This window comes from Cytobacillus oceanisediminis (assembly GCF_007830235.1).
Classification (GTDB): domain Bacteria; phylum Bacillota; class Bacilli; order Bacillales; family Cytobacillaceae; genus Cytobacillus; species Cytobacillus oceanisediminis.
On sequence record NZ_VLKI01000008.1, the window covers coordinates 68,707 to 93,388 of the forward strand.

The window sequence follows — 24,682 nt, forward strand, 5'->3', positions numbered from 1 at the left end:
GATGGAGGTATGCTAAATGCTTTGTCAAAAATGTCAAACAAAAAAAGCTAATGTACAATTGAAACTTAACGTAAATGGAAATGAGCGCAATTTAAATCTTTGCCACAGCTGTTACCAAACCGAGAAGCAAAAAAGCCTTACTTCCTTTGGACCGGCTCTGAATGGCTTTTCAGGTTTTGGCCAAATGCCTTTAGAGGATTTCTTTAAAAAGATGTCTTCCGCTCAAGGAAATGAAAACTTTTCACCTTTTCCATTAAAAGAAGCACCTAACCAAACCCATGGAAATGGCGGATTCATAGACCAATTTGGAAGAAATCTAACTCAGCTTGCAAAAGCTGGCTTAATTGATCCAGTCATAGGAAGAGATGAAGAAGTTAATCGTGTTATTGAAATATTAAATAGAAGAAGCAAGAACAATCCTGTATTAATCGGGGAGCCCGGGGTGGGTAAAACTGCTATCGCTGAAGGACTTGCAACAAAAATTTCTGAAGGCAGCGCGCCAAAAAAGCTTCTTAATAAGGAAGTCTATTTGCTTGATGTTGCATCTCTTGTTGCAAACACAGGAATCCGCGGCCAATTTGAAGAACGCATGAAGCAATTAATCTCTGAACTGCAGACACGCAAGAATGTTATTCTCTTTATCGATGAAATTCATTTGCTTGTCGGGGCTGGCTCAGCGGAAGGATCAATGGATGCAGGCAATATTTTAAAACCCGCTCTTGCAAGAGGGGAGCTTCAAGTTGTCGGTGCTACCACTTTAAAAGAATACCGCCAAATTGAAAAAGACCCTGCACTAGAGCGCAGATTCCAGCCGGTTCATGTACAAGAGCCAACAACTGATGAAGCGATTGAAATCCTAATGGGACTTAAGAAAAAATATGAAGATTACCATGAAGTTTCTTTTACTGATGAAGCTATTAAGGCTTGTGTGCAATTATCAAGCCGCTATATTCAGGATCGATTCCTTCCTGACAAAGCAATCGATTTAATGGATGAAGCAGGTTCCAAAAGGAATCTTGAATCTGGCTATACGCCAGCTGAAGACATTGAAAAGCGCCTGGAAGAAATCAGCAAACAGAAACAGCTTGTCTTGAAAGAAGAAAAATATGAAGAGGCTGCAAAACTTCGTGAAGAAGAATTAAAACTTCAAAAGGCATTAAATGGAGATAATAAGGCTGAACGTCCAGCTATTGAAGTAAGCCATATTCAGGAGATCATCGAAAAGAAAACCGGCATTCCTGTCGGCAAGCTTGTAAAAGATGAGCAGGAAAAAATGCAAAACCTTGAAGCGAGCCTTGCTGAAAAGGTAATTGGCCAACAAGTAGCTGTGCAAAAAGTTTCTAAAGCCATTCGCCGAAGCCGTGCAGGACTGAAATCTAAGCATCGTCCAATTGGTTCTTTTCTCTTCGTAGGACCAACAGGGGTTGGCAAAACAGAATTAACCAAAACGCTTGCTGAGGAATTATTCGGTTCCAAAGAAAATATGATTAGGCTCGATATGAGTGAATATATGGAAAAACACAGCATAGCCAAGATCATCGGTTCACCTCCTGGATATGTCGGACATGACGAAGCAGGACAGCTGACAGAAAAGGTCCGGAGAAACCCATACAGCATTATTTTGCTGGATGAGATTGAAAAAGCCCACCCTGATGTCCAGCACATGTTCCTGCAGATCCTTGAAGATGGACGCCTGACAGACAGCCAGGGCAGAACTGTAAGCTTTAAGGATACCGTCATTATCATGACGAGCAACGCCGGAGTAGGCCATAAAGAAATACACGTAGGCTTCGGGACTACTGATGCAGTAAAAGAATCAAGCATTCTCGACTCACTTGGAAGTTTCTTCAAATCTGAATTCCTGAATCGTTTTGATAGCATTATTGAATTCAAAGCATTAGAAAAAGAACATCTATTGAAAATTGTCGACTTAATGCTAAATGACCTTCAGGAAACATTAGAAGAACAAGAAATTGAGCTGACTGTAACACCGGAAGCCAAGGAGAAATTGGCCGAAGATGGATACCACCCTGCTTTTGGTGCACGCCCATTAAGAAGGGTTATCCAGGATGAGCTTGAAGACAAAATAGCTGATTTCATCATTGACCATGGCGGCAGCAACAAACTTCAAGCTATGCTAGAAAACGAGAAAATCATCATTAAAACGATCAGCTAATTGTGAATTAGAAAGAGCCGGAATTAATTTCCGGCTCTTTTTTTAAGGCTGTTTTCTCATAGATTATTGTTTACCTTGTAAATGATGCCCGTTGATTTCCGTTGCGGGCACGCAGCGAACCCGCGGGGAGGAATGAGAGCCTCCTCGGCTTCGCCTGTGGGGTCTCTAACCCCCTCTCCTCCCGCAGGACATTGAATAAACATCCAAGAATATACACCGCACGAAGGAAATGCGAATGCATTTTCGAGGAGCTCTTTTCTAGTTATAAGCTCTTGTCATCCACTGAGTTCAGCCAATTTTCTATTTCCCCTATAACGGACTCGACACAGCCAGCTTCAAATGGGGAAATCAGGCTGGCTTCTTTTACAAGCCCTGTAAATGGCTTGCTTCCTCCAAGCTGGCATAGTTTTAAATAGTCATTCCATGCCTCTTCCTGATTCTCTCTGGAACGCTTCCAGAATTGGAATGCACAAATTTGTGCAATTGTATAATCGATATAATAAAACGGTGAATTATAGATATGGCCCTGGCGCTGCCAGAAACCGCCATTTTCCAAATACGCGTTGCCATCATAATCTTTGTGCGGCAGGTATTTCTTTTCGATTTCTCTCCAAGCCTGTTTTCTTTCCTGTGGTGTTGCTTCCGGATTTTCATAAACCCGATGCTGGAATTCGTCAACAGAGACTCCATATGGCAAAAATAATAAACCGCCGCTTAAATGAGAAAATTTATATTTCTCCGTATCTTCCTTAAAGAAACCATCCATCCATGGCCAAGTGAAAAACTCCATGCTCATTGAATGAATCTCGGCAGCTTCGTAGGTTGGCCAATTGTATTCAGGTATCTCAAAATGGCTGCTTGAATAAACCTGGAAAGCATGTCCTGCTTCATGCGTAAGAACATCAATATCTCCTGAAGTACCATTGAAGTTAGAAAAAATGAACGGAGATTTATAGTTTTCAATATAGGTGCAATAGCCGCCACCCGCTTTGCCCTTCTTGGCAACCAGGTCCATGAGATTATTTTCTCTCATATAGGTGAAAAATTCGCTTGTCTCCTTGGATAGCTCATCATACATTTTTTGTCCGTTTTCAATGATCCAATCAGGATCTCCCTTCGGTACAGCATTGCCTGTTTTGAATTCAAAACCTTCATCATAGTATTTAAGTTTATCAACACCGATGCGTTCCCTCTGGCGCTCTTTCAGCTTGGTGGCAATTGGAACAATAAATTCTTCCACCTGCTTGCGGAATTTGGCAACCATCTCAGCATTATAATCAGTACGGTACATACGGAAATAAGCTAGCTCAACAAAGTTTTTATAGCCAAGTTTAAGTGCGATTTCTGTTCTGACTTTAACCAGTTCGTCATAAATGCGATCCAGCTCGCTCTCGTTATCTGCTAAAAATCCAAAACGGGCCTCGCTGGCTTTTTTCCGCATTTCGCGATCAGTGGATTCAGTAAATGGCTCCAATTGGGCTAGAGTGCGCTCTTCACCCTCGAAATCGATTTTTGCTGAGGCAATTAATTTTGTATATTCGGATGAAAGCTTATTTTCCTTTTGCAAGAAAGGAACAATTTCAGGAGAGAAAACCTTTAGCTGCGCCTCAGCAAGCGCAAATAGCTGATTCCCCCATTTTGCTTCAAGCTCAGCCCGAAACTTGGAATTAACCAATGCTTGATAATACTTTGTAACAAACCCTTCCACTTCCGGCTGAATTTCATCCATATAATCCTGCTCAGCCTTATAAAACTCATCATTTGTATCGACAGAATGACGGATATAGCAAAGATTAAACATCGTGCCGATATCATTGCGAATATCATTAATTTCTTTCATTGCAGTGTTTTGCTCTTCTGCAGTAGCCGCACTTTCAAACTTCTCAAGCGCTGCTTCGAATTGTCCCTTAACTTTCTCTAAATCCGGCCGAACATATGTATATTCTTCGAACCTCATTTTTATTGCCCCCCTTGTATGTAATAACCATTTCAAAAACCACTAAACTATTTCGACAATATTTGGTTAATTCCTTCTGAAATTAAATATTCCGCGGTTATTAAAAATAAGGCTATGTTAAACTTCCCTGATGATTTCCGCACCAATCAACAATTGGCTTTAGCATAGCCAAAACAAAAAACAGCCAATTAAGGCTGTTTTGGTTATTCGCCGGCTTCTGTTTTTTTCTCATTGGAAATCGATAAGCCAAGTTTCTTTAATAATTCGATGGCAGTGTCTTTTTCCTTTTCAGTGAGCTCGGACATCAATGAATGGATATGTTTTTCGTGATCAGGAAAAATATCTTCAATAAACGCTTTTCCTTCTTCAGTTATTTGCGCAAAAGTAACCCTTCTATCATTCGGACAGGCTACCCTTTTCAAAAAACCTTTTTGTTCAAGCTTGTCCACTACATAAGTGATGCTTCCGCTTGCTAAGAGGATTTTCCCCCCAATTTGCTGTAAGGGCTGGTCTCCTTTATGGTACAGGAGCTCCAAAACAGCAAACTCAGTCGGGTTTAACCCGTAGGTTTGTATCAGTTTATTTACATTTTCATTTATTGCCCTGTAAGCTCTAGAGAGGACAATAAATAACTTCAACGATTGGTCAATCTTTTCAGAACCCATTATATCCAATCCCTTTACCATTAAATTAGTAGCGATTTCATCATTATAGTTCTAAATTATTATAGGTAACAGGAAGAAAGCTGTCAATTTGCCAGCTGCTATGTGTCACTCCCCCGCTAGCACTCTCCAGTTATGATTTAATGACGGTGTTATTTCTTTCTTTTCTAAAAAATAGTTGGCAAGCAGTTCTGCCATATCCGTTTGGATTTCTTTAACTACCGGTTTATCCTTGAACATCGTATAGCCACCTCCTCCGGCAGCCCGGTAATTATTCATGACTACCTCATACTGCGTATCTTCTTCAACTGGGCGGCCTTTATACTGAAGTTCTCTGACCCGGTCACCTGCCGTCCGTGTGACATCAATTACGTATTGAATTCCTTCCCACATATCGTAATTATAATGCTGTGGCTTAGGAAATGAAAAGTCAGGGTTCACGATAATTTGCCCGTCATCATCCAACTCAAAATAGGAAGCTGAACGCTCCAAAGCATCTTTAATGTCCTTTCCGGAAACTCTGAGGACACTCAAAGAGTTGGGATAAATATAGTTGGAAACAATCTCCCTCATCGTTACATGATGGCTGAGCCCAGGTGCACCTTCATGAAACAAAGCAGTACACGAAATATCCGCTCCTGCCGCTTCCATTTGCACCTTGTTAATAAACTCTATAAGCGGATGCTCCTTTAATCGGGCTTCGAATATATCATTAATAAGCATATCCCCATCAATTTCTCCGATTACTGTATCCAGCCATTTTTGCGTTTTGGATTCAAAGTAACCGGCTATATGGAGAATCTCCTCATCTGCCGCAGCCTCTTTTGCGGAAATCAAAGTTGAGCGTTTCTCATCAATAAGCCAGTCATTGTGTTTCTTTTTGAATTTAACGGTAACCTTTGCAAGCGCCTGGCCATTAAATCCAGGCTGGACAACTGCCACTCCGTTAATCTTTATCCCTTCAAGAAAACGGTGCTGATGCCCAGTGATCAGCACATCGATCCCCGGCACTTCTGTACAAATCCTGTACGCTTCATTTTCCCCTGTTTGCTCTTCCGTTTTTTCGCCAGTGCTTAGATCCCTTTCAAATCCTCCATGATAAGATACGATGATCAGGTCAGGCTTTTCTTCCTCTTGAACATATGGAATCCATCTTTTTAAACTGGACACAGCAGATTCAAAGGCTATATTTTCAATATGCTGCTTTTTCTCCCAATTTGGTATATATTGGGTTGTTACCCCAATAACTGCAGCTTTTAAGCCGTTCCCAAATGTTTTTATTTTATAAGGAAGTCCGAAATAGGTTTCCTTTGTGGAGCTAAATAAAATATTGGCTGCAAGCCAGGGAAAGTTGGATTCACTGACTGCTCTTGCTAGTATGCTCTTGCCATAATTAAATTCATGGTTGCCCACGACAGCTGCATCATATTCCAGCTTATTTAATATTTGAATCATAGGGTTTTTTTGGCTGCTTAAGTAGCGGGAATAATAATAAGTTAAAGGCGTGCCCTGGATTAGGTCTCCATTATCTATAAGGATTGAAATCTCCGCCTGTTCCCTTTCTTTCTTTATAAGTGCTGCAAGCTTGCCTAATCCATGCTCTGCATTCTCTCCCGTACCATACAAATAAGGGAAGATATGGCCATGAATATCGCTTGTAGCTAAAATGGACAGCATAATTTCAGCTTTCATTAAACCCCTCCTTACTTATTAAAATATCATTGCGGAGACAGAAATAAACCTCTATCGGCACAAAATGGTATAATATTGATATTGCAGGATAGATGCGGACAAATCAACCTTAAAACTTTGGAGTTAATAAAATGAACAGTCGATACGGAAATTTATTTTTATATGTAATTGTTGTTATTATCCCCACATTAATCGGCAGCTTTTTTTTCTATATGGACGCTGTGAAGCAAAATGATGAAGATAGGCTTGAAGAAGCAAAATGGATTGGCTCCATTCATCAGAGGAGCTGGGACCAGTTTATTTCCGAGACAGTCACTACACTTGAGATGTTATCGTTGACTGCAGGGACTGTAAATACTGAATTTGAAAAGCTGGAGCCTCTCTTGCGGCAGGCCCATCAAATGGATCCTCGCTATGGAGGGATCTACCTTTTAAATACCAACGGAAAAGTGTTAACAGGTTCAAATCAATTTTTGACGGACTCTTATTTATCTGATAAAGAATATATAAAAGAGGTTTCAAGAACGAAGGACATTATTATTTCAAACAGCCAGGAAACCTTAGCAAATGGACAAACAGTCATTGGCATCGGAAAGCCGGTAGTGAATGAAGACGGTGAGCTTTTATCTATTATTGTCGCACATATGAGGGTAGACTACGTCCAAAATATCATGAGGCTGCTTACACCTGATGCAAAATTATCGGTACTAAATTCTGATAGGAAAACCATTATGGATATCAATATGGATGGAGACTCCTCTTTTTCCGACCATAACAGTATTTCCATTCCAATAGATAGGCTTCCCTGGAGTGTAAATGTTGAATTGCCAGCTAGAGATGTTTGGGAAATTATTAAGGGTGCAGCCCAATTTATACTGGTTATGTTAATAATCAGCCATATCCTGTTTCTCTTTATAAAATATTTAAAGCTGAAAAAGCAGGCTCAGAATGAAAAAAAAGAAAATGAGCTTCAAAAGCTTGAGCTGGTAGGCACATTGGCAGCCAGCACAGCCCATGAAATCAGAAATCCGTTAACCGGCATAAAAGGGCTTATCCAGCTCTTAAGTGAGAAATACACGAACACGCAGGACCAGTATTATTTTTCAGTTATTAACGATGAAATCAGCAGAATCAATGAAATTGTCAGTGAATTTTTAATCCTCGGGAAACCGACAGCCCAAAAAACAGAAACACTTGACCTTAGGAATATCATTAAGGATTTAGTACCTTTGATCATCTCTGAAGCAAATTTACACAATGTTCATTTCCAATCTTCTTTGCCGGATGAGCCTGTGATGGTAAATTGTACGAAGGACCAAATGAAACAGGTCATACTGAATATAACAAAAAATGCTTTTGAATCAATGGAAAACGGCGGAGAATTGACCATAAAACTGAACAGGCTTCCAACCAAGTGCCAGCTGAAGATTATCGACACTGGTTCCGGAATACCGGAGAGTGAGATGGAAAAAATATTTAATCCGTTTTATACCTCGAAGGATACGGGAACCGGACTCGGGCTCGTTGTCTGCAGGCGAATCCTCCAGTCTTCTGGCGGGGAAATCTTTATAACAAGCAAGGAGAACAAGGGTACACAAGTGGATATCTTCTTGCCCCTCAACGGAAATAAAGGATAATATATAGGATTTTAGAAAAGGTGCCTTCACAAATGTGATTGGCACCTTTTTATATCTGACTTAATAGATTGATTCTTTCCTTTCAATCCTATTCTTTATTTGCTTAAGCATCAGCAAAAGATTTTGGTCTCTGTCTTCTGGTGCTATTTTCTTATAAAGAACTGAATAAAGTGTCACATCTCTTAATCTCAAAAATAAAGGCAGTTGGATTTCCCAATCCTTGGGAAGAGGGTTTTTCTCCTGATAGCCTTTTAAAAAAGAATCTAGAAACAACTTTCCAAAAGCTGACCTTTCATCCGCATTCGCTTCTTTGCAGCGGTATAAAAGGGCGTAATACAAAGGGATGGCAATATCAGAAGCGAGCCAATGATAACAGCAATCATCAAAATCAAAAATATGTATATCACTGCCATCATAAAAAAAGTTCCCTGAATGGATATCTGTGTGAATAAGGCCAAAGGTGTCCTTGTTTTTCGGAAGTGACTGCAGCTGCTTAAGGAGTTCCTTAGTATTTATTATAACCAATTTATCTGCTTCAGGGACATATTTTTCAACATTCAGAAGTTCCTCCTCATCCCATTGCATACGGTGGGCTAAACTAAACGGGGGCGTATAAGCTTTTGTTTCTTTATGCATTTTTCCTATAGCCCTTCCCCAGGCTTCAAAAAGTTTCTCATTAAATTCAGGTGCGGTGACTTTGATTGACTTACCTGGCGCTTTTGAAAAAACGCTGGCATAAAAAAAGGAACCATCCTCTGCAGATACCGACTCTACAATCTTTCCATGATCTGATTGAAAAACCTCCGGAACTTTTACGCCCTGCTGATTTAAGTAATTTACCCAGTCTACTTCTGCTAAAATCTCCTCATGCTTGCGGTGGGAAGAGTGGGTAATCCTCAAAATATATGATTCTTCATTTCTATAAACCTCGTACACATAGTTTTCAAAATCACCAAGTTTTTTGTAATCTTTTTTATCCATTGAATAGACTAGAAGAAACTCGCTAAGAATATTCACCGTCATTAAAGCCTCGACAGCTTTTTCCATCTATACCCCTGCTTTCTATTTTCAACTATAGAGATTTCTAAATAATCCCAATTATATATTATTAGAGATAAAATCAAAATAGCTATTTTTAAAGATTAAAGAATAAGGTACACTATATTTAGCTTCACGAAACTTTCTGCATTTATAAAAATATAGGCTCTGTTAAATTTGCCTGTTGATTTCCGCTCTAGTCACTCAGCGAACCACGGGCGGTCCGACGCTCCTCCCGCAGTACATTGAATAAGCATCCTTGAATAAACACCGCACGAAGAAAATGCGAATGCTTTTTGGGGGGTCTCGCGCCTTCCGCTACAATCAACAGAGTCAAAAAATCAACAATGAGCTTTAACACAGCCTAAATATAAAGGAGTCCTGTATTATGAGTACGACCGCTGTTTCAGCCCGTCCCTCTTCTCAGCCGCAGCAGGAAACGGCATATCGAATTCTTTTTATCATCGGGCTTTGCCACCTACTAAATGACTCGATCCAATCCGTTATTCCCGCCATGTTTCCAATACTGGAAAAATCAATGGGACTAACATTTTCCCAGCTGGGAATGATTGCCTTTTCCTTAAATATAGTATCCTCCATTATGCAGCCGGTTATAGGAATGGCTACAGACAAAAAACCTGTGCCCTTTGCTTTGCCGATCGGATTAACCTTTACTTTATTTGGAGTTTTAGGTTTGGCATTTGCACCTAAATATGAATGGGTTGTTGTTTCTGTCCTGTTCATTGGATTGGGATCAGCTGTCTTTCACCCTGAGGGATCAAGAGTAGCTTATATGGCAGCCGGTCCACGCAGAGGCCTTGCCCAATCCATCTATCAGGTCGGAGGAAACACCGGACAGGCTCTGGCACCTGTTATAACAGCGCTCATCCTTGTTCCTCTTGGCCAAGTGGGAGCTGCCTGGTTTACCGTCGTTGCAGCCATTGCGGTAGGATTATTAATTTATATTGCATTCTGGTATACTGGGCGCCTTCAGCTTGAGCTATCAACATTGAGCAAGAAAAACCAATCAGCTGCCAATTCAAACAAGAAGATCTCTAAAGCCGTATGGGGAGCGTTGGTCCTCATTCTCTTTTTGATATTTGCCCGATCCTGGTATATTTCCGGGATGACAAATTTCTATGCCTTTTATGCGATTGAAAAATATTCGTTTTCCATTGGGCAATCGCAGCTCTTTTTATTCGCATTTTTAGTTTCAGGAGCGCTGGGAACCTTTTTCGGAGGTCCGCTTGCAGATCGATTCGGCAAGAAGACAGTCATCTTTTTATCCATGATTCTCACTGTACCGCTCTCAATCCTGATTCCTTTTGTTCCATCTGCTGTTGCATTTATTTTACTGATACTCGGCGGATTCGTTTTAATGTCCAGCTTTTCTGTCACGGTAGTCTATGCACAGGAATTGATCCCCGGCAAAATAGGCACCATGGCAGGCTTGACAGTTGGCCTGGCATTTGGAATGGGTGCAATCGGCTCCATTGTTCTAGGATATATAGCAGACACTTTTGGGCTCACAAGTATGATCATATTCACCGGCTTTCTGCCTGTTCTGGGAATATTGACTTTATTGCTTCCTTCAGACAAAATCGTTTCTGAATGGAACTCATAAAATGTAAAAGGAGGGAACGTGTCCCTCCTTTTTATATTTCTTTTATTCTTTTGTATAACTCTTCTTTTTCCTCTTCTGATAGAAGATTTTCGGCCATAGGGAACAGAACATTTTCTTCCTTGGCAAAGTGCTGTGTCAGGGTATAGTATGCATTCTTAATCAGTCCTGCATTATAAGCCATTTCTTGTTCAGTCAGGTTTTCACATTTTTCTGCAGCTGCCATGTAAGCTTTTATATAACCTTTAGCCTGGTCATGCTCATATTCCATAACAGCTATAGGGCCAGTTCCTTTCCCGAGGTACTGCTCCATCATACGGAAGAGCACTCCTTCTTCCCTTTCTGAATGAGGTTCAAGCTCTTGTGTAAAAGTTTGTACTTTTACAATCAACTCTTTAAAAAGCCCCTTGTCAGGTACTTCTTCAATTTTTAAGGAGAGCTGAAGCAATTCCTCAAGCATATTTAGCAGTGGAGGATGCTCCTCTTTTAACTGTTTTAAACCTTTACTAAGAATAACAGGACCGTTTCCCATCATTGCGCTCATACAGCCTTCCATTCTAAAAACCCCTCCTAAGTTTGATACATACAGTATAAAAGGCAATGAAAGTTTATGTTGTGATAGCCATCACAGGGGACAAAACATCTGTTTGTTAGTTTTCAAAAAATTTTAACAATTTAGGTGCAATATTTTACTTTGATGCCATATAATAAAAATAAGATATTAATTGTAACAGGTCTCATACTTAGCTATAGACTTTCGTTGATCAAAGAGAAAATTACTTAAACGGAAGCTAAACACCCTTAAATAATTGATAAACAAATCGTTAGGAGGGATTTTATATGTATCAGCCAAACTATATTGATTTTTACCAAAAATCGCTTATTCCAGCCGAATCATCTGACCCATCCCTTTCTGCTGGCCATACCCATTGGCTTATCGCGCTTGAAGGTCAGCTGAAGGAACAAGAAAAAGAATTCTACTGCTGGAAGGTTTCAGTCTATCCATCCAATTCCGAAGGCAGTTTTTCCTGGAACCAGGAACTATATGCTTCACCGCTGTACGAATGCATCCATCAAGCATTCGATCATGCCAAAGAACTCGAGAATAATGTTAAAGACGCACAGCTAGGTTTTTTAAAAAGAAAAGAGAAAATTAGCTAACCTCTAAATTAACTCCCCTTATGTTTTACCTTTTTTACCTTCAAATGTGAAATAACATACATATAGGTATTAACTACCTCTTCAATAAAAATTTATCCGACTGACAAATAATATAATAATGACGATTGATTGATAATGTGGGCAGGAGTGCTAATCATTAGATTAACTGCAAATTTTCATGTGTAGCGGGCAGTGTTGGAGGCTATTCCCTTCGATTAACTACCATTCTTGAACTGTGTGAAAGGTTTGGGCGTTATTCTATTCGTTATTTTTTTAACAAAAAAGCTCTGTTAAACTTGTATGTTGATTTACGTTCCAATCAACAGAGTGCCAGAACCAACAATGAGCCTTAACATAGCCAACAAAAAAAGAGCCTAGATTGTCTCTAAGCTCTCAAGATTATAGGGGGTCAACTGTAAAAGTTCGACCATCTTTAGTTTAACAGGTTCTAATTAAAAAATTAAGATACTAAAGCACTATTACTTAAAAGCTTTAACGCGGTAACCCAAATCACACCCTTTTACGAAAGCATCGCCACTTCCATATAATCAGCGGCTGGACTCCCGAACTGCTCAGCTTCTTTAGCTAATCTGGCGCCATAGTGACTAAAACCCCATGCTGAAAGCTATTTCTTCATTCGTTTTCAACTAGCATTAGTACCCTTATATAAATTAAATAGTGAATTTCAAAGCTTTAATAGTTTAGATATAACTTGTTAACATTTTGTTAATAAATTTTGGCTACAATAAACATGTACCGAAAAAAAAGCCCTTTTCATTTACCCCCCTTTTCAAAACCGACCATTATGAATGGGTCGGTTTTTTATATTTCTTATAAAACAAACTATTCCATAGAGGAAAAAAGAAAAGACGATGCTTTTTAGAGCATCATCTTTAATCCGATTATACAATTATTTTAATGGATTACACTTTGTAAAAGTTTGAACCATAAACCTATGCAAGCCTAAACACAATTCCATGCCCGCCTTTTGGATATTCCCATTTGATATTCTGGTATGGGCATCCGATTCGGCAGCTTCCGCATTCATGGCAGCCTTCGTATCCGACCTGCATTCTTAGGCCTTCCCATTTGTAAACTTCTGCAGGACAGAATATTGTGCATATCTTGTCTGGGCATTTTGTCATGCAGATATCATGGTCTAATACAGTAAGATGTGATTTTGTATCTGCTTTAAAACGGATCAAATACTGTTTTTCTTCGATCGTTTTTGTTGACATTATTTCACCGCCTTCCAGGCTCTATACATGTCTTGCAGCACGCGGATGGTACCGCGTTCGCTTGTGATGCTCTTCATGATTTCTTTCTGCTTATCTCTCTTAGGTGTTCCATCTACTGTAAAGAACTTGCTGGCCGCCCTATTCATCATTGGGACGTATTCTTTGAAGTATTGTGGGTAGTGCTCAAAGGTGTGTGCAGCATCTTTGTATTTTTCCAGGTCTTTTATAATGAAACTTTGATAAAGTTTTTCCCTGTATTGATTTAAGCTGGCTTCGCTAAAGTCGTCTCGTTTATTTGCTTCAATAATCGTTTCAGCTGCCATTTTTCCTGAAGCCATTGCCATATTGGAGCCCTCTCTGTGTATCGCATTGACGAGTTGTGCAGCATCACCAACCAGGAGAACACCATCTCCAGCCACCTTTGGCACGGAATGGTAGCCACCTTCCGGAATTAAATGTGCGAGATACTCAGCCGATTCTCCCCCCTCAATCAATGGCCTCACCATTGGATGGGTCTTTAAATAATCAAGGAGATCGTAAGGCTTCAGCTTTGCCTTTATCATACTTGAAAGCGTTGTTCCCACACCAATATTGACACTTTCCTTATTGGTATAGATAAAAGCAGTTCCGAGGTTCCCTTTAGTAGAGTCACCGAAAATCTCTATCGTGCAGCCTTGGTTATCTTCAAGGTTAAAGCGATCATTAATTTTATCTTTCGAGAGATTGATTACTTCCATAACCGTCAGTGCTACTTCATCGGGACGGAATTCTTTATGATAGCCCAGTTGTTTGGCAAGCAGGGAATTTACGCCGTCAGCAAGCACAACGACATCTGCATAAACATCTCCACCAGGCCGGTCCGTTCTGACACCAACCACTTTTCCGTTTTCTGTAAGACATTCCAATACCACTGTTTCGTTTATTAACAGGACGCCTTGTTCGACACCTTTTTTGGCAAACCATTGGTCAAATGGTGCTCGAAGCACAGTGAAATTATTGTATGGCTCTTTCCCCCATTCAAGCCCCTTATACCCAAAGCTTACGGACGACTCTTTATCCATCATCCAGAAGCGTTGCTCAATGACAGGACGCTCTAACGGAGCCTCTTTCCAGAATTCAGGAATGATTTCTTCCATTTGCTTACGATATAAAACGCCGCCCATTACATTCTTGCTGCCAGGATATTCTCCTCTTTCAATCTGCAAAACTTTTAATCCATTTTTGGCACAAGTATATGCACACGAGGTCCCTGCAGGTCCTGCTCCGACTACTATTACATCAAATTTCTCAGACATAGCTTATTTCACCGCCTCTTTCGCGCGCTTCTTTAAATTGCTTTATTAATTTTGGCACGATTTCCATAGCATCACCAACGATGCCATATGTGGCCACATCGAAAATAGGAGCTTCCGGATCTTTGTTAATTGCTATGATAAACTCGGAATTCTTCATGCCTACTATATGCTGAATGGCTCCCGATATTCCGATGGCAAAATAAATTTTCGGTGTAATGGTTTCGCCTGTCTGTCCGATTTGCTGTTCATGCGGAAGCCACCCTGCCTCAACTACGTCCCTTGTTCCACCGACTGTAGCTCCTATAGTGTCTGCAAGCTCATGGATCAGCTGGAATCCCTGCAAATCGCCCATGCCTTTCCCGCCTGCAACAACTACATGCGCGTCAGCTAAATTCACTTTTTTTGTGACATCTTTCACAATTTTAAGTACTTTTGTGCGCATGTCTTCTTCTTTTAATGTGATGGGCTCTTCTATTACCTCACCCTGTCTGCGGGGATCAGGCTCTAGGGCTTTCATTACTTTTGGACGGACAGTGGCCATCTGCGGCCGGTGCTTCTTACAAAGAATGGTTGCCATAATGTTTCCACCGAAAGCAGGCCGGCTTGCCTCCAGCAATCTTTTCTCCAATTCGACATCCAGCATAGTAGTATCCGCAGTCAATCCAGTGCTTAAATCTGTTGCAACTGCACTTGCAAGATCTTTTCCATTTGCTGTAGCGCCATAAAGGAAAATTTCAGGTTTGTATTTTTCGGCAAGATTGATGACTGCCTGCATATAAGATTCTGTCCGGTAATCTTTCATAACTTCATGGTCTATAACATACACTTGGTCTGCTCCATATGAAATAACCTCCTGGCTTAATGGCTTTACTTTATAGCCTAAAAGAACGCCAGAAAGAGGCACTTCCAGTTTGTCTGCCAGCTTTCTTCCGGCACCGAGCAATTCCAGGGAAACACCTTCAATTTTCCCATCATTTTGTTCTATGAATACCCATACTCCCCGGTATTCCTCCATCATGAGGATCCCCCCTTATCTTTTCTGTTACTGTGGAGCAAATAATTCTTTTTTGTCGCTTAATAGTTCCATGAGCTGCTTAACCTGCTCATCTGCATTCCCTTCCAGCCTTTTTCCTCCTTCAGGTTTGGGAGGAGTAAACATTTTCCCGACAATCGTAGGAGAACCTTTAAGTCCAAGCTGTGTACGGTCCACATCTTCCAAATCATTTACAGACCAAATGACAGGTTCATATCTGGCAGCCTTAATCATATTTGGCATAGGGGAATATTCAATGCTATTAATCTCTTTTTCAACCGTCAGCAGGCACGGGACTTGGGCCTGTATCAATTCATATCCGCTGGTAATTTTCCTTTTTAGAAGGACTGTACTTTCACTTTCATTCAGTTCTGAGACTTCTATAACGTTCGTTACAGGGGGAATATCCAGCCTGCGTGCAATCCCAGGTCCTACCTGCCCGGTATCCCCGTCAATTGCATGTTTTCCACAAATAATTAGATCTACAGGATTTTCCTTCGAAATGCGCTCTAATGCTTTAGAAAGTGCATAGCTCGTTGCCAGTGTATCTGCACCGGCAAATGCGCGGTCTGAAATTAAAAATCCCCGGTCGGCGCCAATTTCAATGCTTTTTTTAATAACAGCAGTTGCCTGGGGAGGTCCCATGGATAATACAGAAATAATCCCTTTTCCCAGCATCTTTTTGATTTTCACAGCTTCCTGGACCGCATGGGCGTCATAAGGGTTTAAAATGGCAGGAGCGCTTCGGCGGTCAAGAGTGTTGGTTTTTGGGTTAATTTTAATGATCTTTGTATCAGGCACTTGCTTGACACAGACGACAATGTGCATTAACAACTTTCCCTCCTCATAACTTAAAGCTAGATAGAAAGCGCTTGCTTTAAGTTTTATATAAATTGCTATGTATTACGATATATGATTCGCAATACAGGCATAGTACTAACAATAAAAAGAATTCATGAGAATTGTGCCTCTTGCTGCGGAAAATTTTTGTTCGGCATGTTGAATTTTTTAGGCGGACTTCTCTTTAGCCTTGCAATAATGTGAATATGTTTGCAGATAACAAAGAAGTGGAAGTATGGAAGAATATATGAACTCTTGTATTTATAGAATTCATTAATTTATACTATAAGGAATATTCAGATTTGCACAATGACATAAATCACAGTTTCACATACAAGTGGATTTACTGTTTATTTTTTTAATCGGGCTTTTTTTAAGAGATAAGTGAGGGAATTAATTATGACAGAGGTATTTATCGGCAGTGTGCTATCCGCCTTATCAACAGGATTGGGCGCATTGCTTATTCTATTTATGAAAGGCTCGGTTACTCATAGATGGCGTGATACATTACTTGCTTTTACAGCGGGGATTATGATGGCTGCATCGACTATGGGGCTTATACCCGAGGCGCTTAGTATAGGAGGCTTTATTCCGCTTGCTACGGGAATTTTTTTGGGCGTTTTGGCTCTCACTATTTTAGAAGAAAACATCCCCCATCTTGATCTGCAGCATTCCAGTAAAGGAATTGAGTTTGATGAGAAAGCCATGCTAATCATTGCTGCAATTACCCTCAATAATATTCCGGAAGGGCTTTCAGTCGGTGTCAGTTATGCTTCCAGTTCACAGGATACAGGGAATTTAATTGCATTTGCAATCGGGCTCCAAAATGCCCCGGAAGGTCTTCTGGTAGCATTATTTTTAATTAACCAGAAAATCAGCAAGCTAAAGGCATTTATAATTGCCACATTAACAGGAGCAATTGAAATTGTTATGTCTCTCCTCGGCTTCTATTTGACTTCTTATATTGAGTTTCTTGTTCCCTACGGTTTGGCCTTCGCTGCAGGGGCTATGCTGTTTATTATTTATAAGGAGTTAATTCCGGAAAGCCATGGAGATGGGAATGAACGTACATCCACCTACTCGTTTATAATCGGACTTTTATTTATGATTTTCCTTATCGAGATATTCTAATTTTAAAAGGATCCTCACGGGATCCTTTTAAAATTGCTTTGCAATATTCCTATTAAAGTTCTTTGCCTTCCTTATTATATATATTTGCTGTTATCTTCAAACAACAGCCTTCTTCCATAAAAGAATCATTTGTCTGATTGAAATTTTCATTCTTTTCTTATGTTCTTCCTCTTTTTTAATGGCACATTGATATTCATAAATTAATTGATCAAGCTCCTGGCTGCAGCGTATTGTTTCTTCGCTGGCTAGTCCATTTTTCTTTGCCGTTTCTATCATTTTTTCTCTCTTTTGCTGAATTTCAGCCAGCATAACTGTTCTTTTATGGCGCAACTTCTTTTCCTCCTACTCCTATCCCTTTATCCATTTAAATAAATGAAAATATGGCTACTTGAAGCATTATTACAAGAATTTCTATAAATGTAAATAGATTCGCAATATTAGACAATCTTTTTCCAAAAGAATTTAAATCGACAGTAATTTTACCTTTTCCTTCTTGCTTTTCGACATAACAAGCCAACATTATCCAGTGTTTTCGACGATGTTTTAGTTGGAATTTCCGGATGTTTATTTGTAAAAAATAACCATTCGTTATTGTGGAAAAATGAAAGACAAAAATCCCTTTGCCGCTTGGCAAAGGGATTTCATTTTAATTATGAACCTCTTCCTTTTCATAGATTGGGACCCAGCCCTCTGTAGTCACAAAAATACGGATAGCAACAACCTTCCGATCTTCCTGCAAAGTAAAATAATGGCGGATGTTTTCAGGTACAGAAATTAAGTCTCCGGGATTCAGAAAAACCTCAAAGAATTCTTCATTTTTTCCTTGGATGATAAAAACTCCATGACCGCTGACAATAAATCTTACTTCATCATCTGTATGATGGTGTTCCTGCTGGAAATTCTGAAGAAGCTGATCCAAGTTTGGCGTATTCTCTGAAAGGGAAATAACGTCTTGGGCCTGATAGCCTCTTCTCTCGGAAATATCTTTAATTTCTTCAGAAAATGTATCCAGAATCACTTGCTTTTCTTCATCAGAAAGCAGATATTTCTCCTGAAGGTTTTCAGGAAGCTTATCAATTGCCCATTGTTCATAAATAACTTCCTGCTTTTCAAGGAAAGCTGCAACCTCTTCCTGGTTTCTGATTTCTTGTTTTGTGCTTTGTAATACGATGTGTGCCAAAGTCACCAATCCTTCCATTTGTAAATTATCATTTTCCAATCTGTTAAACTTGAGTGTTGATTTCCGCTGCAGGCACTCAGCGAACCGCGGGCTACCGGGAGCCTCCTCGGCGATATGCGCCTGTGGGGTCTCCCTGGGTACGCTTCTCCCGCAGGACTTTGAAAAAGCTTCTTCGATTTAACATCGCACAAAGGAAATGCGGATGCATTTTCGAGGATCTCGTGCCCTCCACTCCAATCAACACGGTGCTAAATAAGCGATTAGCAATATCACAACATACTTTAAATAATCCAACTAAAGGCAACATGCACTATTATTAAAGTTAATTACACGACTTTAAATAACTGATAAGGCTTATGTTCCAGCAGCCTTAACTGATAACGAAATAAAAACTCAGAAGCTTCGAGTACTTTTTTTGCTTCAAAAGATGTTTTTCCCCAAACGGTAATTCCATGGTTTCTAATTAAAACAGCACCTGCATCTTCACTTATATGGGAGGAAAAACATTTGGCGAGCGTAGGAATATGCGCATGATTCGGAATAATCGGAATCCGAAGAACAGCATCCTCCTCCCATTTATCAAATGCCTTAATGAGTTCTTGTCCTTTGAATGTGACTGCCTCCTGGTCGCCATAAATTTCCGATATGACATTATTGTCAATAGTATGGACGTGAAGGCTGCACCCTGCTTTCGTTTTCCGGTAAATCTCCACATGTAATAGCGTTTCCGCAGAAGGCTTTAGATGGGTCTCCTCAACAGGGCGCCCAATTTCATCAACAAGGAGGAAATCCTCCTTTGTCCGTTTCCTTTTATCCTTCCCGCTTGCTGTTACAAGGAATTGAAGGGGGCTGTCGGAGACCTTGATCGCCAAATTGCCGCTAGTCCCCATAAACCAGTCTCTTTCAGCCAATTCATCTTTTATATCAGCAAGCTCTTTCCATTTTTCTTCCGCTAAGCTCATAAGCTCACCCCATTTACATTTTTCAAAATATCAATGCATTCATAAAACGTTTCAAATTCGTGATAATTAAGATTCATTTCTTTGCTTTTCTCTATCAGCAAGTCTCTTGCAATAACTAAATCTGCCTGTTTTGCAGCCTCCAGATCGGTAACAGAATCCCCTATGACAATTTTATAGGTATCTCCAGCCTCAAGCTTTCTCATAATAGAAGGCTTGCAGCAGCCGCAACTGTTTTCACATTCATCATCACAGCTATGGGGCCATAAAATTTTGATTGTTTCGCCGCTAAAATCTGAACCATTGCAATAAACAGCTTCAAATGGGCCATATTTCTCTAAAACTGGCTGCACAAAAAAGTCAATTCCTCCACTGACAATATAAAGCGGTATATTTTCTTTTTTCAAATAATCCACAAATTCCTGAAAACCGGTTCTTATCTTGCCATTGTCCAATGTGAATTTTATAATGTCTTCCTTAAGGCTGCATGGAAGGAGGGAAAACATCTTCCCTACTCCTTCCTGAATTGAAATTTGCTGGGACAATATTTTATTCTTTATCTCTTCCCATTCAGGCGGGGCAAATTCTTTCATAATGTTAATGATGTTATCTTTTTCCGTAATGGTTCCGTCAAAATCACAAAAAACAGCTATATTAGGCATTCTTAGCTTTCACCTCTGTATGTCCCCATAAATCTATCGCCTTTTTTAGTTCTGGATAATCTGAAAGAGATTCAGATAATGAATTTCCATTTAAAGTTAAATCAATCGCTTGGCGGAAGGCTAAGCCGCCGCCTTTTGCTCCATCCGGATGCCCATGTACTCCCCCGCCCGCATTAATCACACTGTCTGTTCCAAAGTCATGGTAAAGCAGCGGCACTAGGCCTGGATGAATACCTGCTGATGGTACCGGAAACGTCTTTTTGCAGAAATCTTCGGATGTTAATGATTGCCCTATCGAAATCGCCTGCTCCTTTTCTAGTGCCACTGAACCATATGGTGAAGGGAAAAGCGATAAATCCGCTCCTGCATACCTGAGAAGCTTGCCCAGAAGCAGTGAGTAAGAAATTCCATAGATGCTTGAAGCAGACAGGGCACCGCTGACAGCAGGGTGTGCCATAATCGGCAGCCCAATCCCGTCATCTTCTCTTAACTCCTGCAGAACATCCAGTCCATATGCAAAGACATTAAACAGGAGAAGGTCCGCACCAAGGCTTGCTGCTTTTCTGGCTTTCGCTTTCAAATCAAAGGTCCTGCCTGTTAAATTCACTGCATAAAGTGTGCGGTGACCGGTTTCTTCAAAAACCTGGCCAAGCACCTTTTTACCTTCCGTAATCCTTTCTTCAAAAGGGGTGAGTTCATTTTCAAATAAAATTTCATCATCTTTCACAATGTCGATGCCGCCATGTGCTTGTTCCCTCAACTGTGAAGTTAAAAAATTCATATCCTTGCCGAGAACACCTTTAAAAATGCTCATCAGCAGCGGCCTGCTGCGGACATTCAACTTTTCTCTTAAACCTTCAATCCCAAACCGAGGGCCAGGGAAAAAGCTTTTGATCTCATTGGAAAACTGTAAATCTATTAACTTAATCTTCCCGTCCAGTGATAGCTTTCCAAAAACTGTTGTTAAAATAGCTGGCAAATCCGGACTGAAATTAGCAGTTGGATAGGCGATTTTAATGATGGCGGCCGTTTCCTTGCTGCCTTCTGCTGTTAAAAGGACTTCAACCGAAACAACTCTGCCTTTATGCTTACGAAGCTGATTTTTTTCCAGTACAGGTAAATGAGTCCATGAACCGACCGTTAGGCCTAATGCGATTTCCTCTGCTTTTTTCTCAGGATTATGTTTTGCATCATGAATTAGATATGTTGCGATAATTTCACTCATATATTTTCTTCCTTTCATTTCGGCAAGTCCGGGCAATAAAAAAACCTCTTCAAATAAGAAGAGGTTAGCAGATTAAACTAACATCTTCTTATCTATCAGCTTTAATAAGCTGCAAGAATTAGCACCGTGCTTACTGGTAAGTCGGTTGCCGGGCTTCATAGGGCTAGTCCCTCCGCCTGCTCTTGATAAGAAAACGAAAATTAGTATTTAGTTAATTTCGAATTAAAATTTAATTAGGATTATGACAGGGTTAAACCTGTTTGTCAATTGTTTATATGAAAAATTTTAAAATAAATTTAACTTCCTAATTCGCTCCACTGCTTCTTTAAGTCTCTCCTCTGAGGTGAGCAGGCCTACACGCACATATCCTTCCCCATATTTTCCAAACCCGATGCCAGGCGCAACGGCAATATGGGCTTTTTCGAGCAAATGATCAGCAAATTCTTCGGATGAACAACCTTCTGGTACCTTTAACCAAGCAAAGAAAGACCCTTCAGGTGCTTTGACATCCCATCCTATTTCCTGAAGGCCTGAAATGAATGCATTCCGCCTGCTTTCGTATAGGGCATTCAGTTCTTTGACACATTCCTGTGATTCAGTAAGTGCAGCTGCAGCAGCTTCCTGGACAGCCCCAAACAAGCTTACATATAGATGATCCTGCAAAAGGTTCAAGGCAGAAATAACACTCGCATTTCCAACCGCAAAACCGATTCTCCAGCCTGCCATATTATATGTTTTTGAAAGAGTATAAATTTCAATTCCTGCTTCTTTTGCTCCCTTTGCTTGTAGAAAGCTGACCGGCTTCTTGCCGTCAAAGCCAATGCCGCCATAAGCAAAGTCGTGAATAATGCAAATTCCATGTTTTTTGCCGAGCTCAACTGTTTCCTGGAAAAATTTTTCACTGGCCACGGCTCCAGTGGGATTGTTTGGATAATTGAGGAACATAAGTTTAGCAGCATTAAGCTGTTCATCTGTAAGCTGGCTGTAAAGAGGCAAAAAGCCGTTTTCCTCTTTTAACGGCATTGTCGCCATTTCTGCTTTTGCCAGCGCTACACCTGACCAATAATCTGGATAACCGGGATCTGGCACAAGAACAGTATCGCCAGGGTTTAACAAGCATTGAGGAATTTCAACCAGGCCAGCCTTTCCTCCAAACAATATGGCGACTTCGGTTTCCGGATCTACATCTACATCATATTCCCTTTTATAAAAATCAGCAGCCGCCTTTTTCAGATACGGAAATCCCTGAAACGGAGAGTATCTGTGATTTACTGGCTTTTCGGCTGCGCTTTGGAGCTTTTTAACAATATGGACGGGAGTGGGCTGATCGGGATTTCCTTGCCCAAGATTGATCACATCATGGCCTTGTTCAAGTTGTTTCCCAACCTTCGATACTAAAGATGCGAAAAATTGCTTCGGCAAACTTTTCAGCAAATCTGAATGTGGATAATTAATCAAAGTTTTTCACCTGCTTTAAATATTTAGTACGTGTTTAAAAAGGTGGACAAAAAGATCCAAGGAGGTAAAGGAGCGGAGCGCTAGCTTGCAGCTGCTTCAGCAAAAACCAGATTTGACCGTTATTTTTCCCGGACTTTTTGAACTTCATTTTAAAAAAAGATTGAAAATATAGTCACAAATGATATAACGTAAATGATAAGTTGTAAAGTTAAATTTTGAATATTGTTATCTATCGGACTAATTTTAACATAAGTAAAAGAGAATAGAATGAATGCGGGGGATTTTCATGAAATTAAAGATTACTTGTTTGCAGATGGATATTATGTTTGGCAAACCAAAAAAGAATTATGAAGCAGCCGATGCAATGATTGAAAAGGCGCTAACATCAAACCCTGATGTTATCGTACTTCCAGAGCTTTGGACGACAGGCTATGATTTAACCAGATTGGATGATATAGCAGATCAGGGTGCCGCTGCAGCCCTCGCCTTTTTAAAAGGGATTGCGAAAAACAATCATGTTCATCTGGTGGGTGGATCTGTTGCAAATAAAACTGCCGATGGCGTTTACAATACTCTTTTAGTCGTGGATAAAAATGGAGAACCTATCCACCAGTACAGCAAGCTGCATTTATTCAAGCTCATGAATGAGCATCTCTATTTAACTGGGGGTAAAGCGAAGGGTGCATTTTCATTGGAAAATAGACTGTTTGCAGGGATGATTTGCTATGATATCCGTTTTCCGGAGTGGATACGGGCCCATACAGCGGAAGGGGCAGAAGCCTTATTTGTTGTAGCTGAATGGCCATTGGCCAGACTGGCCCATTGGCGTGCACTTTTAATTGCACGAGCCATTGAAAACCAATGCTATGTGATTGCCTGCAATCGGGCAGGGTCTGACCCTGAGAATGTATTTGCCGGTCATTCCATGATCATTGATCCTTGGGGAGAAGTTCTAGCCGAAGGTTCAGAGGATAAAGAAATCGTGGAGGCTGAAATTGACCTTGACAAGGTGAAGGAAGTCCGTACAATGATTCCTATTTTCACGGACCGCAGGCCTGAATTTTATCAATAAAATACGCAGGGCCCTTGCTTTTAAAGGGGCCTGCCGTTTGCCGTTTACCCTTCAATCTTCGCCCACATTTCCGGCGGATTTAACTCGTAAATTCCATTTTCCCTGTACATATAATGATTGATGATGAATTCCCTGCGTATCGTGGCGTAATCTTCATGGAACTGTTTAATATATTCATTGAGTTCTTTTTCTTCGTATTTTTTCCCCATTTTCAGCCCTTTTATAAGATGCTCAAAAACCATTAGCTTCTTCTTTCTCTGGGCTGGAATATTTTTCAGCTTTCCGTCGCTTGTAAAGAAATTATCGATAACCTTCTGATTCTCGATATTCAATTCTTCCATCTTTTTCACTTCCTCCTTATCTGCCAGTTTGGCAAGTACACTTGACTGCTGTTTCAGCACAGATTCATTCAGATAAAAATAGACAGTATTTTTATCTCTGCGCTGGTAAACCAGGTTTATATCACGCAATTTGTTTAAATGATGTGTAATAGTTGGCGGTGTCAAGCCCAGTTTCCCCGCTATTGCCTGCCCATGCAAAGGTCCTTTAGCCAAGAGAAACACAATCCGGATTCTTGTGGGATCACCCATTGTTTTATAAAAAGATACTAAACGATTTAATTGCATTTAATGTAATTGCCTCCTT

Annotated in this window: 22 protein-coding genes and 1 riboswitch; of the genes, 6 read left to right on the plus strand and 16 right to left on the minus strand. The window is 40.3% G+C overall.

What is annotated here, in order from left to right:
- Positions 1-16 precede the first annotated feature (16 nt).
- The gene (locus tag IQ19_RS14610; RefSeq protein WP_144543119.1) at positions 17-2,176 is read left to right on the plus strand and encodes an ATP-dependent Clp protease ATP-binding subunit; all 2,160 of its coding nucleotides are present in this window, start codon (positions 17-19) and stop codon (positions 2,174-2,176) included.
- 262 nt (positions 2,177-2,438) lie between these two features.
- On the opposite strand, the gene IQ19_RS14615 is transcribed toward IQ19_RS14610, so the two are convergent.
- The 3 genes from IQ19_RS14615 to IQ19_RS14625 all read right to left on the minus strand — a co-directional run bounded on the left by IQ19_RS14615 (position 2,439) and on the right by IQ19_RS14625 (position 6,487).
- Positions 2,439-4,133, minus strand: a complete 1,695-nt coding sequence (locus IQ19_RS14615; protein ID WP_144543120.1) for a M3 family oligoendopeptidase — start codon at positions 4,131-4,133, stop codon at positions 2,439-2,441.
- A 203-nt stretch (positions 4,134-4,336) separates the two neighbouring features.
- Entirely contained in the window at positions 4,337-4,798 is a 462-nt protein-coding gene (locus tag IQ19_RS14620; protein ID WP_144543121.1) for a MarR family winged helix-turn-helix transcriptional regulator, read from the minus strand.
- Positions 4,799-4,903: 105 nt separating this feature from the next.
- The gene (locus tag IQ19_RS14625; protein WP_144543122.1) at positions 4,904-6,487 is read right to left on the minus strand and encodes a bifunctional metallophosphatase/5'-nucleotidase; all 1,584 of its coding nucleotides are present in this window, start codon (positions 6,485-6,487) and stop codon (positions 4,904-4,906) included.
- Positions 6,488-6,618: 131 nt separating this feature from the next.
- On the opposite strand from IQ19_RS14625, the gene IQ19_RS14630 reads away from it, so the two are divergent.
- Positions 6,619-8,124, plus strand: a complete 1,506-nt coding sequence (locus IQ19_RS14630) for an ATP-binding protein (protein WP_144543123.1) — start codon at positions 6,619-6,621, stop codon at positions 8,122-8,124.
- Between the two features lie 60 nt (positions 8,125-8,184).
- Here IQ19_RS14630 and IQ19_RS14635 read toward each other — a convergent pair whose 3' ends face one another.
- Positions 8,185-9,171, minus strand: a complete 987-nt coding sequence (locus tag IQ19_RS14635; protein ID WP_144543124.1) for a phosphotransferase enzyme family protein — start codon at positions 9,169-9,171, stop codon at positions 8,185-8,187.
- 379 nt (positions 9,172-9,550) lie between these two features.
- Here IQ19_RS14635 and IQ19_RS14640 point away from each other — a divergent pair, with 379 nt between their 5' ends.
- On the plus strand, positions 9,551-10,786 hold the full coding sequence (locus IQ19_RS14640) for an MFS transporter (RefSeq protein WP_144543125.1): 1,236 nt from the start codon (positions 9,551-9,553) through the stop codon (positions 10,784-10,786).
- 31 nt (positions 10,787-10,817) lie between these two features.
- On the opposite strand, the gene IQ19_RS14645 is transcribed toward IQ19_RS14640, so the two are convergent.
- Positions 10,818-11,339 (minus strand): hemerythrin domain-containing protein, encoded by a 522-nt coding sequence (locus IQ19_RS14645; protein WP_144543126.1) that lies wholly within the window; start codon positions 11,337-11,339, stop codon positions 10,818-10,820.
- A gap of 284 nt (positions 11,340-11,623) precedes the next feature.
- Here IQ19_RS14645 and IQ19_RS14650 point away from each other — a divergent pair, with 284 nt between their 5' ends.
- A complete protein-coding gene (locus IQ19_RS14650) occupies positions 11,624-11,944 on the plus strand; it encodes a hypothetical protein (protein WP_144543127.1) in 321 nt (106 codons plus the stop codon).
- Between the two features lie 953 nt (positions 11,945-12,897).
- Here the strand turns inward: IQ19_RS14650 and IQ19_RS14655 are convergent.
- From IQ19_RS14655 to IQ19_RS14670, 4 genes are read right to left on the minus strand one after another with little or no spacing between them, the layout of a single operon-like run.
- The gene (locus IQ19_RS14655) at positions 12,898-13,182 is read right to left on the minus strand and encodes a ferredoxin family protein (protein WP_110067514.1); all 285 of its coding nucleotides are present in this window, start codon (positions 13,180-13,182) and stop codon (positions 12,898-12,900) included.
- On the minus strand, positions 13,182-14,477 hold the full coding sequence (locus IQ19_RS14660; RefSeq protein WP_144543128.1) for an FAD-dependent oxidoreductase: 1,296 nt from the start codon (positions 14,475-14,477) through the stop codon (positions 13,182-13,184). Before IQ19_RS14660 ends, IQ19_RS14655 begins: the two co-directional genes overlap by 1 nt.
- Positions 14,470-15,495, minus strand: a complete 1,026-nt coding sequence (locus IQ19_RS14665; RefSeq protein WP_144543129.1) for an electron transfer flavoprotein subunit alpha/FixB family protein — start codon at positions 15,493-15,495, stop codon at positions 14,470-14,472. Before IQ19_RS14665 ends, IQ19_RS14660 begins: the two co-directional genes overlap by 8 nt.
- A gap of 24 nt (positions 15,496-15,519) precedes the next feature.
- A complete protein-coding gene (locus IQ19_RS14670; protein ID WP_144543257.1) occupies positions 15,520-16,338 on the minus strand; it encodes an electron transfer flavoprotein subunit beta/FixA family protein in 819 nt (272 codons plus the stop codon).
- 411 nt (positions 16,339-16,749) lie between these two features.
- Between IQ19_RS14670 and IQ19_RS14675 the strand changes: the two genes are divergently transcribed.
- Entirely contained in the window at positions 16,750-17,481 is a 732-nt protein-coding gene (locus IQ19_RS14675) for a ZIP family metal transporter (RefSeq protein WP_144543130.1), read from the plus strand.
- A gap of 96 nt (positions 17,482-17,577) precedes the next feature.
- Here the strand turns inward: IQ19_RS14675 and IQ19_RS14680 are convergent, their stop codons facing one another.
- The 6 genes from IQ19_RS14680 to IQ19_RS14705 form a co-directional block, all read right to left on the minus strand.
- Complete coding sequence (locus IQ19_RS14680; protein ID WP_144543131.1) at positions 17,578-17,811, minus strand: aspartyl-phosphate phosphatase Spo0E family protein; 234 nt, start codon at positions 17,809-17,811, stop codon at positions 17,578-17,580.
- 316 nt (positions 17,812-18,127) lie between these two features.
- Positions 18,128-18,679 (minus strand): 1,2-dihydroxy-3-keto-5-methylthiopentene dioxygenase, encoded by a 552-nt coding sequence (locus IQ19_RS14685; protein ID WP_144543132.1) that lies wholly within the window; start codon positions 18,677-18,679, stop codon positions 18,128-18,130.
- A 308-nt stretch (positions 18,680-18,987) separates the two neighbouring features.
- Positions 18,988-19,623 carry a methylthioribulose 1-phosphate dehydratase gene (locus IQ19_RS14690; protein ID WP_144543133.1) on the minus strand — a complete coding sequence of 212 codons (636 nt, stop codon included), beginning with the start codon at positions 19,621-19,623 and terminating at the stop codon, positions 18,988-18,990.
- Positions 19,620-20,282, minus strand: a complete 663-nt coding sequence (locus IQ19_RS14695) for a 2-hydroxy-3-keto-5-methylthiopentenyl-1-phosphate phosphatase (protein ID WP_144543134.1) — start codon at positions 20,280-20,282, stop codon at positions 19,620-19,622. Before IQ19_RS14695 ends, IQ19_RS14690 begins: the two co-directional genes overlap by 4 nt.
- Entirely contained in the window at positions 20,275-21,507 is a 1,233-nt protein-coding gene (locus tag IQ19_RS14700; RefSeq protein WP_144543135.1) for a 2,3-diketo-5-methylthiopentyl-1-phosphate enolase, read from the minus strand. The genes IQ19_RS14695 and IQ19_RS14700 overlap by 8 nt, the downstream gene beginning before the upstream one ends.
- An 85-nt stretch (positions 21,508-21,592) precedes the next feature.
- A riboswitch (SAM riboswitch) is annotated at positions 21,593-21,699 on the minus strand.
- Between the two features lie 93 nt (positions 21,700-21,792).
- Complete coding sequence (locus IQ19_RS14705) at positions 21,793-22,965, minus strand: pyridoxal phosphate-dependent aminotransferase (protein WP_144543136.1); 1,173 nt, start codon at positions 22,963-22,965, stop codon at positions 21,793-21,795.
- Between the two features lie 286 nt (positions 22,966-23,251).
- Between IQ19_RS14705 and IQ19_RS14710 the strand changes: the two genes are divergently transcribed.
- Positions 23,252-24,037, plus strand: coding sequence for a carbon-nitrogen family hydrolase (locus tag IQ19_RS14710; protein ID WP_144543137.1), 786 nt, complete (start codon positions 23,252-23,254; stop codon positions 24,035-24,037).
- Positions 24,038-24,081: 44 nt separating this feature from the next.
- On the opposite strand, the gene IQ19_RS14715 is transcribed toward IQ19_RS14710, so the two are convergent.
- A complete protein-coding gene (locus IQ19_RS14715; RefSeq protein ID WP_144543138.1) occupies positions 24,082-24,663 on the minus strand; it encodes a DUF2087 domain-containing protein in 582 nt (193 codons plus the stop codon).
- Positions 24,664-24,682: the final 19 nt, after the last annotated feature.

Excerpts from the sequence above, each read along its gene's own strand:
- IQ19_RS14615 (WP_144543120.1), bottom strand. The coding sequence starts at position 4,133 with ATGAGGTTCGAAGAATATACATATGTTCGGCCGGATTTAGAGAAAGTT.
- IQ19_RS14650 (WP_144543127.1), top strand. The coding sequence starts at position 11,624 with ATGTATCAGCCAAACTATATTGATTTTTACCAAAAATCGCTTATTCCA.
- IQ19_RS14675 (WP_144543130.1), top strand. The coding sequence starts at position 16,750 with ATGACAGAGGTATTTATCGGCAGTGTGCTATCCGCCTTATCAACAGGA.
- IQ19_RS14660 (WP_144543128.1), bottom strand. The coding sequence starts at position 14,477 with ATGTCTGAGAAATTTGATGTAATAGTAGTCGGAGCAGGACCTGCAGGG.
- IQ19_RS14645 (WP_144543126.1), bottom strand. The coding sequence starts at position 11,339 with ATGGAAGGCTGTATGAGCGCAATGATGGGAAACGGTCCTGTTATTCTT.
- IQ19_RS14695 (WP_144543134.1), bottom strand. The coding sequence starts at position 20,282 with ATGCCTAATATAGCTGTTTTTTGTGATTTTGACGGAACCATTACGGAA.
- IQ19_RS14665 (WP_144543129.1), bottom strand. The coding sequence starts at position 15,495 with ATGATGGAGGAATACCGGGGAGTATGGGTATTCATAGAACAAAATGAT.
- IQ19_RS14635 (WP_144543124.1), bottom strand. The coding sequence starts at position 9,171 with ATGGAAAAAGCTGTCGAGGCTTTAATGACGGTGAATATTCTTAGCGAG.
- IQ19_RS14685 (WP_144543132.1), bottom strand. The coding sequence starts at position 18,679 with ATGGAAGGATTGGTGACTTTGGCACACATCGTATTACAAAGCACAAAA.
- IQ19_RS14610 (WP_144543119.1), top strand. The coding sequence starts at position 17 with ATGCTTTGTCAAAAATGTCAAACAAAAAAAGCTAATGTACAATTGAAA.
- IQ19_RS14640 (WP_144543125.1), top strand. The coding sequence starts at position 9,551 with ATGAGTACGACCGCTGTTTCAGCCCGTCCCTCTTCTCAGCCGCAGCAG.
- IQ19_RS14620 (WP_144543121.1), bottom strand. The coding sequence starts at position 4,798 with ATGGGTTCTGAAAAGATTGACCAATCGTTGAAGTTATTTATTGTCCTC.
- IQ19_RS14690 (WP_144543133.1), bottom strand. The coding sequence starts at position 19,623 with ATGAGCTTAGCGGAAGAAAAATGGAAAGAGCTTGCTGATATAAAAGAT.
- IQ19_RS14630 (WP_144543123.1), top strand. The coding sequence starts at position 6,619 with ATGAACAGTCGATACGGAAATTTATTTTTATATGTAATTGTTGTTATT.
- IQ19_RS14710 (WP_144543137.1), top strand. The coding sequence starts at position 23,252 with ATGAAATTAAAGATTACTTGTTTGCAGATGGATATTATGTTTGGCAAA.
- IQ19_RS14700 (WP_144543135.1), bottom strand. The coding sequence starts at position 21,507 with ATGAGTGAAATTATCGCAACATATCTAATTCATGATGCAAAACATAAT.
- IQ19_RS14670 (WP_144543257.1), bottom strand. The coding sequence starts at position 16,338 with ATGCACATTGTCGTCTGTGTCAAGCAAGTGCCTGATACAAAGATCATT.
- IQ19_RS14715 (WP_144543138.1), bottom strand. The coding sequence starts at position 24,663 with ATGCAATTAAATCGTTTAGTATCTTTTTATAAAACAATGGGTGATCCC.
- IQ19_RS14625 (WP_144543122.1), bottom strand. The coding sequence starts at position 6,487 with ATGAAAGCTGAAATTATGCTGTCCATTTTAGCTACAAGCGATATTCAT.
- IQ19_RS14655 (WP_110067514.1), bottom strand. The coding sequence starts at position 13,182 with ATGTCAACAAAAACGATCGAAGAAAAACAGTATTTGATCCGTTTTAAA.